Here is a 14,518-nt window from a genome sequence, read left to right as displayed (position 1 = left end):
GCCAAGCGTCGCGGGTGCCCGGGTTTGCCCCCACGGACCGGGGCAACAGCTGATGGTCCTCGCCGCCGAACCGTGCGGCTCGTTGCGCGACGCCCTGCGCCTCTCCGCCCCCTGGGCCGCGGAACCGGCATCTCCGATATATCACACGTATGGAATCCGCGAATCTTTCTGAGAGATAGGTAGCTCTCGCGCATCACCCCCTTGACTGGTTACGAATCAGGGGAGAGACTGATGACAGTCCGAGCGACAAGCGGACGCGGTCCACGAGTGGAGGACGGACATGAACAAGGAAGCCACCTTCGACACCGCCGCGGCGGCGCGGCACGCGCGCTTCGGAAAGCTCCCCGAGCGTATCCGCGTCGAGGACACGACCCAGGGCGTGGACACCGGCCTGGACGCCAAGGTCAACGGCGCGTACAACCCCGAGGGGCAGTGGCAGTACTTCTCCTGCCTGGCCCTCGATCTGGGCCTGTAACGACAGGCGGCAGGGGACAGGTCAATCCGACGGGCCGGGGCGCACAACAGGCGCCCCGGCCCGGAGTGACTGCTGTCGACGACCACGATGGTCTCCGCACCGGTTTCTGGCGCGCACCGGTCTCACGCGGTCCCACGCCGCGTTCTCCGTTCCGGAGACGAAGCGGAAGACGGCCCGGTCGAACAGCTCGGGTTCCTCAATGTGCCCGAAGTGACCACTATGCTCCAGGATCACGAGCTGGGAGTCCGGGATCAGGTCGTGCAGCTCTTCGCTCCAGCGCACACTGCAGATCACGTCGTGCCGGCCCACGACGATCAGCGCGGGTACGTCCAGTTCCTTGAGCGCCACGCGGTCGTCGATGACGTCGGGCCGGAGGTCCTCGTCCAGACCGGAGATGAAGACTGCCCGCACCGCCTCGCGGAAGGGTGCCCAGCGCTCCTCGTCGCCCCAGTAGTCGGCGAAGTACGAGGGCAGGACCCCGCGCGCCACCGCCACGGTCTCCTCGTCATCGGAGATGCGGGACATGGCGCCGAAGGCGGCGAGCACGTCCGGGAGGCCGGGGTGACCGGCATGGGCGGCGGCGAACTTCTCCACAGGAGCCACTCCCGGGGTCATGTTCCCCAAGCTGGTCGCCAAGTTGGTCGCCAACTCCGGCTGCTGTGTCCCGTTTGGTTCACAAGTCCAGTTAACTATTGTTGAGTTGTAGCCTTTTTCAACCGACCGCAGGCGGACGCGGACAGTGCGGGGAAACTGTGAGCCCTGTACCTCCGAGCGAGCCGTGAGCCCGGTGGTGAGGGCACCTTCCATCAGGCCAGCGGTGCCCCGCACCGGCTCACGCTGTCACCACCGCCGCGCCAAGGTCACTCACCGGCAGGAAGCCCGACGGCCGCAACAGCGACTCAAGCGACTAAGCCGCCCAGCCGCCACCGCGATTTCGTCGCTCGGCGACGGGTGGCTGCTCGCCAGGGATTACATGGCCAGCCGCGCACTGGGTCGCCGGCATCGTCCTTGTGCTCGTAGATCCAGGCTGCGGGAAGGGGAGGGGAGCCGGGCCGGGCAGCCGTCGCCGACGACACCACGCCCACTGGGCCGGGCGCCGTACCCCCGCCGTCCCGCATTCACCAGCGCGAGGCGACCACCCGCCCGGCCGTGGCCGAGGGGGAGCAGGCCCAGTCGATCACGGACAGGGACCAGGCGCCCCACTGAGGTCGTACCGCGGCGGGCGACGCAACACCCGTCAGTACGTCGTACGCCGCGGCCCAGCCGATCAAGAACCCATTGGCGGCATAGATGCCAATGGCCAGGCCCAAGACCAGGGAATCCGGCAGCTCGGCCGGTCTCGTCTCGGCACGGCGCCGTGCGCGCAGCCGGACACCCGGGCTCGATCCAGCCGGGCCTACGTCAAGCACGCGCCGAGTAGCCCGGACCGTCGTGCACCGCCCGACCGCTGCCCATCGACAACCGGCCCCCACGGTCACGCCCAGTCGTCATCGGTCGCCCCGCCGTGCGCCGTTCCAGCCACACGTGCCCGCTGTGCCCCAGCCACGCGGCACCCCAGGCATGGTCGTGACCCCGTTTGCGGCGGATCACGGGGTCGTCATGCAGGAACCTCTGCACGGCGCTCCGCCCGGTTCGCGGCGCCGGTGTGCGCAAGAGTGCCGTTCCGTCTTGGCCCGCGGCTTCCTTCGTCCACGCGCCCCATTGTCACTACTTGTGACTATGAGACCTTTTTGTTCCTACTGGGGCGACGGGGGCGGCCGGGACATTGCTTATTCGGCAGTCACCAGTCAATATGGTTACGTGAATCATGCCTTTCCCTGTGGGACACTCCCACTCGACTTCGTCGGAACGCTGCGCGCGCGGCGCAATGAGTCGCCGACCGAGAAGCTCGCCACGCCCGGGCTGCTCGACGACTGGTTCGTCGAGTCCGGGATGTGCGACACGCCGACCGACGCGGACGAGATCGATCTGGAGACCGCGATCGACCTGCGTGAATCGATCTACTCACTGGTGGCGGCACGGCTCGCGGGCGAGACCCTGTCGCCCGCCGATGTCGCCGAGGTGAACCGGCACGCAGCGGGCTTGCCCGTGAAGGTGCAGCTCGGTCCCGAGGGAGTGCGCCACACGGCGTCCGTCTCCCAGGGGCTCGCGACCCTCGCCCGCGCGACGGTCGAGATCCTCGGCGGTGACGAGGGCGCCCTGCTGCGCGAGTGCGCCCGCCCCGAGTGCACCCAGGTCTACCTCGACCGCTCGCGTGGCCACCGGCGGGAGTGGTGCGCCATGCGAACCTGCGGAAACCGGGTCAAGGCCGCGGCCTACCGGGCCCGCAAGAGCACTGCCGGGGTCTGACGGACAGGCGAACGCCGAACCGCCACCCGGCCGGACGTCCCGGGGCCGTGCGACGTAGAGGCGGCTGGGGTTGAGGCCCGCGCCTTCTGGTCGCTCTCGATCTTGGCGAGGTGGCGGTTTTGTGGTGCGCCGTGAGGCCCCAGTGGCCAGCAACGTCACCCCGAGCGCGGCTCCGACGGCCTTGCCCTCCCAGCCCTGCCCACCGCTGTGCCGTGCCTTGTCCGCCCCTTTTCCGTGCTGTCCTCGCCGGCCCCTGGCCCCCTGCGATCGCCAGGCATGACGAGACACATGGGCTGAGGGAAGCGTCTGTTACCGATCACGGACAACCCCTGGAAGGGCCGCGGACAACTGAGGCGGGCAGCGGCCGCCACCGTGCCGCCTGACCGCATCCCGTCATCCGCTGGGTGGAGCGGTTGCCCTCATGCCGGGGGAGAGCATGAGGACCACCGCCCCGTCCTGCGGCGGGACCAGCCAGTTGACACTCCCGCCGCAGGAGTCTTCTCTGGGGCAACGGGACAGGAACCGTGGCAGGTTCGCGCTTCCGGTGGCGGGCACCGGGTGATCAGTCCGACTGCGCCGTGGGGTCCTGGAGCAGCTCCCCCTTCGCGAAGTCCCAGTCGATCTCGGCGAGTTCCTGACCGGCGGGGACGAGGTCATAGGTGTACTCCAGCCACTCCGCAAGGGGCGCCACGGGCAGATCGAACAGGGCCGCCATGTCCCCGGAGGCCAACTGCAGCCGGGCGGTGGCCCGGTCCCCCTCCGGGTACGTCGGCCAGATCCGGACGTCACCGAGACCGCTCACCGAGTACAGCCCCTGTTGCAGCAGATCGCGGCCGATTCGCCACAGGGCGCGGGGACCGCCCTCGATGAGGAACTCCACACAGACGATCAGAGGCGACCCGGGATCGAACCGGAACTCCGCCCTGACGGCCTGCCGGGCGGAGACGTCCAGGAGGCGCTCGATGTCCAGGACCAGATCGGGGCTGTCGTAGGGCGCCGTCCTGGGAGCCTGTACACCGGGATGGTTGCCGCTCATGACGAGAGGACCCTTCTCTGGGGCGGAAGCTGACCTCACCCACTCTTGTCCCCGTGGGATCGTCGTACATAAGTAAGTTGACCGTCGGGCTTCACCGACTTCGACGGTGAGCGCGGTGCCCGATGACCGATAAACGGACCCCTGTCCGTCTTTATGCATCCCGGGCGCTGCCGAGCTCACCGAGACGCAACGCCTCGTCCTCGTCTGTGGGCTGCCGACATTAAGTCATTCGACTGTCGCCCCTGACCTGTGCCTGAACGATCCTGAAACGGTCGCCCGCGCGCCGGTGCCGAATGAAGGTCGTCATGCCCGGAGGAGCCAACTGTGAACCGTACGCCCGTCGTCTTCATCCATGGTGAGTGGCTGCACGCGCTCTCCTGGGAGTCATGGGCCGAGCGCTTTGCCAGCCGGGGCTTCCTCGCCCTGACGCCCGGGTGGCCGGGCGAGGCGGCCGTCGCCCAGGAGATGCGCCGGTCGCCCGAGGCGTTCGGTGACATCGGCCTGGACGCGCTGACGGATCACTACGCGGCCATCGTGCGCTCCTTCGACAAGGCGCCGGTCATCGTCGGGCACTCGGTCGGCGGGCTCATCGCCCAGCACCTCATCGGCGTCAACATCGGTCGGGCCGCGGTGGCCATCGCGCCGGCCCCCATCAACGACATCCCCATGCCCGGTGCCCGGCCCGCACTGTGGACCCCGGAGCAGGACGGCATCGAACCACTGGTGTCGCTGTCCCTGGAGCAGTTCCGGAAGGTCTTCGCGAACACCCTCGACGCGGACGAGGGTGAGTGGCTCTTCGAGCGGTACGCGGTGCCCGCCCCCCGCCGGCTCCTCGCCGACCTGGGCTGCGCGGGCGCGGCACGCAGCCCGTATGCCGTGGCGGACACCGGCAACACCGGCAGGGGGCCGCTGCTGCTGATCTCCGGGCAGGAGGACCTGCTCGTTCCGGACTTCGTCACCCGGGCCGCGTACAAGGCCTACGGCGACTCCACGGCCGCGACGGACCTCAAGCAGTTCGCGGACCGTGCCCACTCCCTCGTCGTCGACAACGGATGGCGCTACGTCGCCGACTACGTGCTCGGCTGGCTCGACGACCAGGGCATCCGCGCACATCCGGGAGAGCGCTGAACGAGGCGCGGTCACACGTTCTGGTCACCGGGGACCTTGACCAGAGCGTCGCGCAGTGCGGCGCGGGAGGTGATGCCGAGTTTGGGGAAGACGCGGTACAGGTGTGAGCTGACGGTGCGGGGCGAGAGGTGCATCCGCTGGCCGATCTCCTTGTTGGTCAGGCCGCTCGCCGCGAGATCGGCGATCCGGCGCTCCTGCCAGGTCAGGGCCGCGAGATGAGCGGAGGGGGCAAGGGCGGACGCACCGGTGGCCCGTAGTTCGGCGCGGGCTCGTTCGGTCCAGGTGGGGGTGCCGAGTCGTTCGAAGGTTTCTGCGGCGAGGGTGAGGGGGAGCCGGGCGGCTTTGCGTCCTTGGGTGTGGCGGAGGTGGGTGCCGTGGGCGAGGTGGATGCGGGCGAGTTCGTAGGGGTGGTTGGCGCTGTGGGGGTGGGTTTCGGCTTGGTGGTAGAGGTGTTCGGCTTCGGCGGGGTCGGTGGCGGTCATGGCGAGGGCGCCGTAGGTGATGAGGGCGAGGCGGGGGGAGATGCTGGGGAGGTTGGCTTGTTGGGCGGCGAGGGCGTGGGTGCGGGCTTGTTGGGTGCGGCCGGTGTGGAGGGCTGCTTCGACGAGGTCGAGGAGGGTGCGTGGGGCTTGGTGTGCGTAGGGTTGGAAGGTGCCGGGGGGTGTGATGCCGATGGCGTGGAGGTAGGCGGCTTCGTAGTCGCCTTCGGTGAGGGCGGCGGTGGTGCCGATGGTGTCGGTGATCTGCGTGAGGAAACCGATGCCGCGGGGCCGGGCCCAGGTGTCGACCATGGCCTGTAGTTCACGGGCCTGCTCCGCTTCACCACGCAGCGCGGCCAGCAGCCCCAGGTAGGCGCGCGTGTGATAGGTGAACAGATCGTGCCGGTGGGCTGTCGTCAGTTCCAGACACTGCCGTCCGGTGCGCTCGGCCTCGGCCCACTCACCGACCGCGATCTGGTCGAGCATGATCAGGTGCAGCATGGTCATCGCGGTGGCCAGGGCCCCCGTCTCGACCTCGCGGTCCACGGTGCGCTGCAGATGCGGCCGGTACTGGCTGAGGCTGTCCACGTGGTAGGCGGCAACTCCCAGCCGGGTGACATCCCACGGTTCCAGGTCGGAGAGACCGACGAAAGCGCGCTCCACCCGTTTGTGCACGCCCGCTCCGCGGCGTACCACGTCGCCCCAGGCGTCCTGGTAGACCCGCGAATGCGAGGACACCAAGTCGCCCAGTCCGTCCAGCAGTTCGTGGGTGCACTCCCACGTGGCCTCTTCGCTCGCATACTGACTGATTGCCAGCAGCAGGTCGACGAGGCGCGTGAGAATCTCGTCCGGCTCCCGGATCCCCGCGTCGCGCATGCTCTCGATCGCCGCGAAGACCTGGCGCTGCGAGGACCGTACGTCCCCGTCCTCGAAGAGAGCGACATAGCCCGAAGTGACCACCGAGCTCGGCGAATCGCCGGTGCCGGACCCGGTGCCCGAGCGGATCAGCTGCCGGGCCTGGTCCAACTGGCCGGAGTGTCCGGCGATGTACGCCGCACTGCCCAGCCGCCGGGACCGCTCCTCGTGGCTCTCGCTCAGTTCCGCGGCCCGGGTCAGCCAGGCCACGGCCGCCAGCGCGCCGCCCTGCACGGTCGCGGAGTCCGCGGCCGCCTCCAGCACGGCCGCCACCTCCTCGTCGGGGTCGACTGTTGAGGCCGCCAGGTGTGTGGCCCGCCGCTCCAGGTCGTCACGGTGCACCTGCGCGAGCGTGGCGTGTGCCGCGCGGCGCTCGTTGGGTGTCGCCGTCTGGACGACGGTCGAACGCACCAGGGGATGCCGGAAGACGAAGTCGCCGGTCAGCGGGTCGACGTCCAGCAGGCCGCAGGCCGCGGCCTCGTCGGCATCGGTGATGCGGTAACGCGTGCCTCGCGGGCTGCCGGCCGTCGCACCGGCACCGTCCAGCGCGCCGCGCAGCAGTTCCGCGCGCACGCCGTCGCCGAGGGCCTCGATCCGGGCGCCGTACACCTGCTGCAGGCGTACGGGGAGTGGGATGCCGGTGTACCCGAGCAGTTCTCCCGAGGTGCGTCCCGCTCGCCGGACGTAGGGTGGCAGTTCGAGAAGAGCCAGCGGGTTGCCCTGGGCCTCGTCCAGAACCAGACGGCGGATCCGGGGGGCCAGCCCCGGGTGACGTAGGTCGAGGAGTTGCTCAGAGGCCTTCTCCGACAGCGTGGTCACCGGCAGTTCCGGCAGTGCGGCAGTGTCGAAGCCGGAGGGCAGGTCGGCACGGAGCACGACGACGAGCTTCAGCGAGCTGCCGGTCAGCCGGCGCCCCACGAAACCGCACACCTCGGTACTGGAGACGTCCATCCACTGGCCGTCGTCGAGCACGAGCAACAGGGGGGTCTGTGACGCCGCGAGGGAGAGCAGGTCGAGCACGGCGATGCCGAGGGTCATGACCGAGGGAGGGGTTCCCTCGCTCCGGCCGAAGACGACGTCGAAGACCCTGCGGTGCACGTCGTCCAGCCGGTCGATGTAGGACAGCAGGGGATACAGGAACTGGTGCAGGCCGGCGAACGGCAGCTCCGACTCCGCCTCGACCCCGGCGGCCCGGATGACCCGGTACTTGTGTGTCGCAGCGAGCTCGGCCACATGTTCAAGGAGCGCGCTCTTGCCCACACCTGTGTCGCCGCGCAGCACGAGGGACCGGCCCCCGGTGTCGGCCAGGAAGGCCGACAGCACCTCCTGCTCTCTCTCGCGGCCGACCATTGCCCCCACGATCGACTCCACGGTCCCCCACTCCCTTCACCGCTGAACCACTGACCCGGCCGTTCTCGCGTCCGTACGCACACCCCGCCGCATGCAGCAGACTAGATGCCTCCAGAAATTTCGTCACCTCGTATGGCCGAAAAGGTTCTTGTCGGGTGGATAGTCCGTCGGGTGAGCGGACCGGAACAGCTGACCAACACGTGTGGTTAGAGTCACACGTTGCAGTATGTGAGACAACGTTTGGCCACATGTTTCCAGCCGGCCCCGGTGTGTCAGCGCCGGGGCCCGCGGGACAAGAGCGGGAAGAAGCGGATGCACGATGAGGGACGGGATAACCAACCTGGAGGTGCTCCAGGTACTCAGCTCCGGCTACGACCGCATGCTACGGGGTGGCGGAACGCTACGACGTCCTGGTGCTGTCGGAACACCACCGCACGCGCGATCCCGAGCCGGAGATCTTCCGGTTCGTCCTGGGCGGTCTGAGCGCCGACGCATGCGTGTTCGTGGATGACACCGAGCAGCATCTGCCGCCTGCCGCGGGCCTGGGATTCGCCACCGTTCACGCGGTGGAACCCGCCAGGACGGTCGCCGCGCTCGAAGCCCTGCCGGGCATACCGCTGACACACGAGGACCCATACCGGGTCACCCTCTGAGGAGACACCTGTGCAACTTGGCCTGGCCCTGCCGACCTTCGGCCCCGACGCCCACCCGGAAGGCATCCTTCGCGTCTCCCGTAGCGCCGAGGACATGGGATACGACTCGCTGTGGACGGGGGACCGCGTCCTGGCCCCGCGCGCCCCGACCGCGCCGTACCCAAGTGCTGACGGCGAGATGCCGCGAGCCTACGAGAACCACATGGACCCGCTGGTCGCCCTGACCTTCGCCGCGTCCCACACGGCACAGGTCCGGCTGGGCACAAGCACCCTGAACGGCCTGTGGCTGCCGCCGCTCATGCTGGCCCGGTCGCTGACCACCCTCGACATGCTCAGCCGGGGGCGTCTGACCGTGGGCCTCGGCCTGGGCTGGATGCCCGAGGAGTACACCGCGGTCTCCGTGCCCTGGAAGGGCCGCGGCGCACGTCTCGACGAGACGCTGGACGTGCTGGAGGGGTATTGGAGCAGCGACCTCTTCTCGCACGAGGGACCGCTGTTCACCGTCCCGGAGACCGTGGTGGGACTCCAGCCGAGCCAGCGGCCCGGGCCGCCCGTGCTGCTCGCCGCGTTCACCCCTGGCGGCCTGCGCCGAATCGGCCGCAGGCTGGACGGCTGGCTGCCCGTGGCGATGCCGCTGCTCCATCTGATGGGAATGTGGGACACCATCCGCAGGGCGGCGGTGGAGGCGGAGCGCGATCCCGCCGCCCTGCGGATGGCGTTGCGCGTCAACCCCGAGCTGACCGAAGCGAAGACCGACGCCGACCGGATGCCGCGGGCGGGCACCATCGGCCAGTACATCGACTACGCCCGGGCCGCCGCAGAGGCGGGGGTGCACGAGCTGTTCGTGGACTTCGGCCAGACCCCCGCCACCCTCGCCGAACGGATAGACCTGGCCGGCCGCTTCATCGAGGGGGTCCGGCACGGCTGACGGGGCGGTCGCCCGCAGCCGTACGCACCGAAGCCCTCGGAACACCTGGACACAGGTGTTCCGAGGGCTTCGGTATGTCAGGGCGCTCCGAGACCGCGCAGCAGGGTGTCGACAACGACGTCCGCAGCCTGCGCGGGGCTGAGCTCGGGCCGTTCCCGGGACACGAGGTGCATCAGCTGGGGCAGCAGCGCGCTCGCCCAGCCCTCTGGCAGGGCGGTCCGCAGTAGGCCCTCGTCGGTGGCGCGCTGCAGAAAGGCGTCCGTCTCGTGCACGGACGCATCGCGGCGTGCCCGGACGTTGTCGTCGGTGAGCATGTGGGTGAGGTCGACGGGCCAGGTGCGGTTGACCGTGATGATGTTCTCGACGTAGCGGTGCAGGGCGACGGCGACGGGTGCTTCGCGTAGTCGTGCGTCTTCGATGGCGTGCTCGATGGCGTCCAGGCGTGATGCATAGATGGCGGCGAGGAGTTCTTCGCGGGAGGCGAAGCGCCGGTAGACGGTGCGCCGGTCCACGCCCGCTTCGGCGGCGATGGCGGCGATGCTCGCGCCGGGATCGGCGGCGAGCATGCGGGCCCCGGTGGTCAGGACGGTTTCCAGATTGCGTGCTGCGTCGGCTCTCACCGCATCGAGTTTAGTGGCCGAATGTGAAGCCTATGGTCTCTAGCGCCTCTCGTAAGTGGACCCAGCTGAATTAAGTGCTACATTAGCGTGACAGATGAGCAAGTTAGTGCCAGCCCGATGGGTCTCATCGTGGGGGTGCGGTCGGCACGCCGCCCATGTGCGTCACTTCCTGAAAGGCATGTCCTGATGTCGAAGGCACAGCAGTCCGCAGCACCCGCGACAGGTGGTGTGGCCGCGGCCATGAGCGCGCTGATCCTCGCAGTGCTCCTGGCCGCCCTGGACCAGACGATCGTCTCCACCGCGCTGCCCCGGATAGCGGAGGACCTCAACGGGTTCGACGACATCGCGTGGGTCAGCGCTGCATACCTGCTCGCCTCCACGGCGGTGACGCCGCTGTGGGGCAAGCTCGGCGACATGTTCGGCCGCAAGCGGCTCTACCTCGCGTCGACCTCGATCTTCCTGATTGCCTCGGTGGCCTGTGGCCTGGCACAGAACCTGCCCGAGCTGATCGGCGCCCGCGTGCTCCAGGGCATGGGTGGCGGCGGCATGATCGTGCTGACCTTCGCCCTCGTCGGCGACATCGTCGCTCCGAGCGAACGCGGCCGCTACCAAGGCATGTTCGGATCGGTCTACGGTGTCGCCAGCATCGTCGGCCCCCTGTTGGGGGGCGTCTTCACCGACCAGCTGTCCTGGCGGTGGGCCTTCCTGATCAACCTGCCCGTCGGCATCGTCGCCCTGGCCATCGCCGTCCGTGCGCTGCCCGCCGCCACCCGGGGCGCCAAGGCCCGCATCGACTACCTCGGCGCCACCGTGCTGGCCGCCATCGCCACCGGACTGGTCCTGATCACGTCCTTCGGCGAGCGGTGGGGTTGGGGTTCGCCGGCCATCGTCGCCCTGATCGTCGCCACCGTCGCCCTCGGCGCACTGCTGGTCCCGGTCGAGCGCCGCGCCACCGCCCCCGTCCTGCCGCCGGCCATGCTCGCCTCCCGTACCGTGGTCTTCTCCTCGCTGATCGGCTTCTTCGCCAACGCCGCGATGTTCGCCGTCCTGGTCTACCTGCCGACCTACCTCCAGCTCGTCCACGGAGTCTCGGCCACGCTGTCCGGCATCTACATGTTGCCGCTCGTCGCCGGTCTGGTCATCAGCCAGTCCCTGGCCGGACGCTGGGCCGCACATATTGAGCGGCTGCGGACGATCCTGCTCGGCGGCCTTGCCGCCAACCTCGCAGGGCTGCTCCTGCTGGGCACCATCGGCGCCGCCACCAACACCCTGGTGCTGAGCGTCTACTTCCTGATCACCGGTGTCGGCATCGGCATGGTCCCCATGGTCGTCCTGACCACCGTCCAGAACAGCGTGCCCGCCAGCGATCTGGGCGCCGCGAGCGCCGTGGTCACCTTCGCCCGCTCCATCGGCGCGGCCTTCGGGGTCGCCGTCTTCGGCACCCTGCTCAACACCGGCTTTGTCGACCGCTCCCAAGACCTGCCGACCGCCGGAGGCTTCGACGCCGCCCGCCCCGACACTATCGGCCAGCTGCCCGCAGCCCTGGTCGACACCGCCCTGGACGCCTTCGCCCACGCCACGGCCACGGGCTACCTCTGGATCGCCCCGACCCTCGCCGTCGGAATTGTCCTCGCCCTCTTCCTCAAGCCGGCCCGGAAGACCAACGACAGGACGGGCACGTCCGAGGCCACCTCGGCCGACGCCAAGGAAGCGGTCCCGGCCGCCTGACGCGCCGGACCACGCGACCTCGACCGGCCGACGCCCGCACCGGGCGCCGGCCGGCGGCGTGTCTCCCGGCGGATACGGCGACCGCCTACGCTGCGCCGATCGCCGGGACGTTCCCGGAGAGCCGCCCGAGCCGCCCGAGCCGCCCGACCCGCTCGAACTGCGCGAGCCAAAGGAAGTTCAGGCGCTGCGCCCACACCGGGGACAACGCGTCGAGGGAGTGCGCCGCGGGACAGCGGACCACGTTCCCGACGACCACATGTGTGCCGTCCTCGACCGGGGTGAGCCGCCAGGACTGGTGCAGCCGCACACCGGCGCCGATGGCCGACCAGCCGAGCCGGCCGTGCGGTACGTGCTCCCCCAGGTGGAGCTCGAACCGGCGCTGGAGACCGAGGGCCCGCTGCCCGTCGTCGCCGTCGGCGACCTCGTCCTGCGGTGTCGTCACCGAGCCGTACGAAGGACAACTCGACGACATGCTGCTCGGCCGGTTCGTCACCGCGCCGCGCGAGACGATGCTTGCCGCCCCGGGCGTGGAGCCGGCCGCGCCGCAGGCCGGCGTACCCCTGCGGATCGCCGTGGTGGAGGACAAGGCCCGCGGGGCCGCGTCCCGCTGCCCTTCCGAATGCTCGTCAACTCCAACTGGTCGTGGACCGATACGCCCAGGACCGGCTGCGGGCACAGGACGAGCGCGGCCGGGCGATCGACGAGGTGTTCAGCGACTGGCCGGCGCGCATCGTGCAGCACGAGACCGACCACCTCGACGGCACGCTCTACGCTGCCGGGCCGCCGATCCCCGGCCGGACGCAAGCCCGGCTCCGACCGTCAAGTGACTGATGCGCGCGGTTTGTCCGGCCGGTCAGGCTGAAGGCCGCCGACACCTTCGACACGGAGAAGAGGATCTCGCGTGACACCGGTCGAACAGCAGCGTTCGCTGACCAGCAGCAACCCCGTACTCTCCCGGCCGCAGTTCAGGCGGCACGGCGGACCGAAGACGGCGGCCAGGGACCCACGGACGGGGATCGCCGTCGCACAAGGCCGGGCCACGGCCGGCCAGGACCCGTTCCGCGAGGACGATCCCGTGCCGCTGCCCTTTTCCGTCGCCGACCTGATGACGATGGACGGCGTCGTCTCCCGTGCCGCGGCGGGGCTCACGGTGAGCACCCTCGCGGCCGTGCTCTCCTGGACGTTGCTGGTGTACGCGCCCACCGGCACGGTCGCCGGCTATGGCATCGCCGCCGGCGCCGGACTGGCCGCCACGGCGCTGGTGTTGATCCAGCGCCGCAGGGACCTGCCGTCGCCGGCCCTGGCCCTGACGTTCGCCGCGCTCCAGGGTGTGTTCCTTGCGGTGCTCTCGGCCACCGTCTCCAGCCACCTCTCACCAGGTGTCTTCGTACAGATGGTGATGGGGACGATGACCGCCTGCGGCGGAGTCCTCTTCGCCCGCGCACTGCACTGGATGCGGGCCGGCCGAGGCTTCGCCCCGCTCGCCGGCGCCGGACTGCTCGGCCTCGGATTCCTCGCCCTCGCCGACCTGGTCCTGTTTCCCCTCCTGGGCGCCGACGGCCTGGGCTTGCGCCCTGCGGGCCTCGGAGTCTTCATGGGCATCGTGGGCGTCGTCCTCGCGGTGCCCTTCCTGTCCCTGCATTTCAGGAAGGTGGAGGACGGCATCACGTGCGGCGCGTCCCGCGATCTGACCTGGACGGCCGTGTTCGGGCTCACCCTGACCCTGTCCTGGCTCTACGTGGAGACCATTCGGCTGTTCACCCTCTACCCGGGAGACGAACTCTGCTGATAGCCCCCGGCGTCCGGGCCGGCGAAAGCCCCCGAGTGCCGTCCGACGGGCGCAGCCCCCGCATGCGTACGCACACGGGCCTTGCGCGCTATGGACTTCAAGGAGGTGTTGCCGGGGCCGCGAGCGCTTCTGCAGCCGCCTCAAGGATGCGTAACCGGTCGGATCGTGCGTCCGCTCTCATCGGTGCTCCGGTTTCTGCGGTGGCGACACCAGGGAGCTCGGGTGTCACACGCATATCTCTGTTGACCGACCGCGGCGGCTTCGGCGCCCTCGGCTACCGCCGCGGTCGGTGAACATGTCATGCCGCCCGGCAGTCAGATGACGGATGTGCCGGGCATCCGCCTCCGGAAGACTCGACGTTACGCAGCGCGGACACCGGCACGGAGGGGAGATCACATGACGAGGTACGACACGCCCCACCGACCGTGCCGTGACCGCTTGCCGGCCGTCCCGGCATCATCCGGGAGGCGGTTGCGGGGCGGCGACACGGACCGCCCCGTTCTCACCCTGGTACCGGGCTCGGCGGCCGACCGGGCGCCCGTCGCGCTGTCCGCCCTGACGCGGGATCCGATGCCGGCCGACGTCCGCGGTGCGATCGTGACGCCCGTGCACGGCAGGCTCATGGCGGCCTGGATGCCGCTGAGCGGCCCGTCCCGCATACCGCAGGGCCGCGTCCTGCTGTCCTGGACGCCCGCGGGCGGGGGCCGCACGGACGTCACGGCCCGGCTGGGCCTCGCGGGCACCCAGACGCTGCTTGCGGTCTGGCCCGGCCTGCACGGCGAGTGGTCCGGCGTCGTGCGACCCACCGTCGCGGAGGTGACGGAGCTGCACGCCGCGCTCCGCCTGGCCACCGCGGTCCTGGACCGGCTGGCCGACTGAGCGGACGGCCCACCGGCACGCGAACGGACCGGCCCCTGCGGAAGGGGCCGGTCCGTTCGCGTGCGCGGGAGCGCTTCCCGCGCACGCTTAACGTTCGTGGGGGTTGCGGGGAGCCGCGATGGTCGGCAGGAGCCGTGGACGGGGAGACGCCGGACGTGCGGCCGGGCGAAGCCGGAGAGGGCGCACAGA

Annotated in this window: 14 protein-coding genes and 1 pseudogene; 9 read left to right on the top strand and 6 right to left on the bottom strand. The window is 70.0% G+C overall.

The features are described from left to right. The first annotated feature begins 280 nt into the window (after positions 1–280). Positions 281–475 (top strand): hypothetical protein, encoded by a 195-nt coding sequence (locus tag ACY0PA_RS01510; protein ID WP_473082963.1) that lies wholly within the window; start codon positions 281–283, stop codon positions 473–475. A gap of 21 nt (positions 476–496) precedes the next feature. On the opposite strand, the gene ACY0PA_RS01505 is transcribed toward ACY0PA_RS01510, so the two are convergent. Then, complete coding sequence (locus ACY0PA_RS01505) at positions 497–1,090, bottom strand: alpha/beta fold hydrolase (protein ID WP_473082962.1); 594 nt, start codon at positions 1,088–1,090, stop codon at positions 497–499. 503 nt (positions 1,091–1,593) lie between these two features. Next, positions 1,594–1,884 (bottom strand): hypothetical protein, encoded by a 291-nt coding sequence (locus tag ACY0PA_RS01500; RefSeq protein WP_473082961.1) that lies wholly within the window; start codon positions 1,882–1,884, stop codon positions 1,594–1,596. 391 nt (positions 1,885–2,275) lie between these two features. On the opposite strand from ACY0PA_RS01500, the gene ACY0PA_RS01495 reads away from it, so the two are divergent. Continuing rightward, positions 2,276–2,824: a CGNR zinc finger domain-containing protein gene (locus tag ACY0PA_RS01495; RefSeq protein ID WP_473082960.1), complete on the top strand. Its 549-nt coding sequence runs from the start codon at positions 2,276–2,278 to the stop codon at positions 2,822–2,824. A 562-nt stretch (positions 2,825–3,386) separates the two neighbouring features. Here the strand turns inward: ACY0PA_RS01495 and ACY0PA_RS01490 are convergent. After that, complete coding sequence (locus tag ACY0PA_RS01490; RefSeq protein ID WP_473082959.1) at positions 3,387–3,860, bottom strand: SsgA family sporulation/cell division regulator; 474 nt, start codon at positions 3,858–3,860, stop codon at positions 3,387–3,389. Between the two features lie 324 nt (positions 3,861–4,184). Between ACY0PA_RS01490 and ACY0PA_RS01485 the strand changes: the two genes are divergently transcribed. Next, complete coding sequence (locus ACY0PA_RS01485) at positions 4,185–4,988, top strand: alpha/beta hydrolase (protein WP_473082958.1); 804 nt, start codon at positions 4,185–4,187, stop codon at positions 4,986–4,988. A gap of 11 nt (positions 4,989–4,999) precedes the next feature. Here ACY0PA_RS01485 and ACY0PA_RS01480 read toward each other — a convergent pair whose 3' ends face one another. Continuing rightward, a complete protein-coding gene (locus tag ACY0PA_RS01480) occupies positions 5,000–7,732 on the bottom strand; it encodes an ATP-binding protein (RefSeq protein ID WP_473086205.1) in 2,733 nt (910 codons plus the stop codon). Between the two features lie 389 nt (positions 7,733–8,121). Between ACY0PA_RS01480 and ACY0PA_RS01475 the strand changes: the two genes are divergently transcribed. Both ACY0PA_RS01475 and ACY0PA_RS01470 read left to right on the top strand, forming a co-directional pair. Next, positions 8,122–8,385 carry a hypothetical protein gene (locus ACY0PA_RS01475; RefSeq protein WP_473082957.1) on the top strand — a complete coding sequence of 88 codons (264 nt, stop codon included), beginning with the start codon at positions 8,122–8,124 and terminating at the stop codon, positions 8,383–8,385. Positions 8,386–8,395: 10 nt separating this feature from the next. Further along, positions 8,396–9,313: a TIGR03619 family F420-dependent LLM class oxidoreductase gene (locus ACY0PA_RS01470; RefSeq protein ID WP_473082956.1), complete on the top strand. Its 918-nt coding sequence runs from the start codon at positions 8,396–8,398 to the stop codon at positions 9,311–9,313. A 77-nt stretch (positions 9,314–9,390) separates the two neighbouring features. Here ACY0PA_RS01470 and ACY0PA_RS01465 read toward each other — a convergent pair whose 3' ends face one another. Continuing rightward, a complete protein-coding gene (locus ACY0PA_RS01465; RefSeq protein WP_473086204.1) occupies positions 9,391–9,879 on the bottom strand; it encodes a TetR/AcrR family transcriptional regulator in 489 nt (162 codons plus the stop codon). Positions 9,880–10,119: 240 nt separating this feature from the next. Here ACY0PA_RS01465 and ACY0PA_RS01460 point away from each other — a divergent pair, with 240 nt between their 5' ends. Next, complete coding sequence (locus ACY0PA_RS01460; protein WP_473082955.1) at positions 10,120–11,661, top strand: MDR family MFS transporter; 1,542 nt, start codon at positions 10,120–10,122, stop codon at positions 11,659–11,661. An 85-nt stretch (positions 11,662–11,746) separates the two neighbouring features. On the opposite strand, the gene ACY0PA_RS01455 is transcribed toward ACY0PA_RS01460, so the two are convergent. Further along, positions 11,747–11,917 (bottom strand): hypothetical protein, encoded by a 171-nt coding sequence (locus ACY0PA_RS01455; RefSeq protein WP_473082954.1) that lies wholly within the window; start codon positions 11,915–11,917, stop codon positions 11,747–11,749. Between the two features lie 36 nt (positions 11,918–11,953). On the opposite strand from ACY0PA_RS01455, the pseudogene ACY0PA_RS01450 reads away from it, so the two are divergent. The 3 genes and pseudogenes from ACY0PA_RS01450 to ACY0PA_RS01440 all read left to right on the top strand — a co-directional run bounded on the left by ACY0PA_RS01450 (position 11,954) and on the right by ACY0PA_RS01440 (position 14,329). Then, positions 11,954–12,492 (top strand): annotated as a pseudogene (locus tag ACY0PA_RS01450) (peptide deformylase). A 70-nt stretch (positions 12,493–12,562) separates the two neighbouring features. Then, entirely contained in the window at positions 12,563–13,450 is an 888-nt protein-coding gene (locus tag ACY0PA_RS01445) for a Bax inhibitor-1/YccA family membrane protein (protein WP_473082953.1), read from the top strand. Positions 13,451–13,921: 471 nt separating this feature from the next. Further along, complete coding sequence (locus ACY0PA_RS01440; RefSeq protein WP_473082952.1) at positions 13,922–14,329, top strand: hypothetical protein; 408 nt, start codon at positions 13,922–13,924, stop codon at positions 14,327–14,329. The last annotated feature ends 189 nt before the right edge of the window (positions 14,330–14,518 follow it).

This window comes from Streptomyces sp. DS1-CR2 (genome assembly GCF_055760475.1).
The sequence above is the reverse complement of the archived record's forward strand: the minus strand, read 5'-3'. Positions and strand labels throughout refer to the sequence as shown.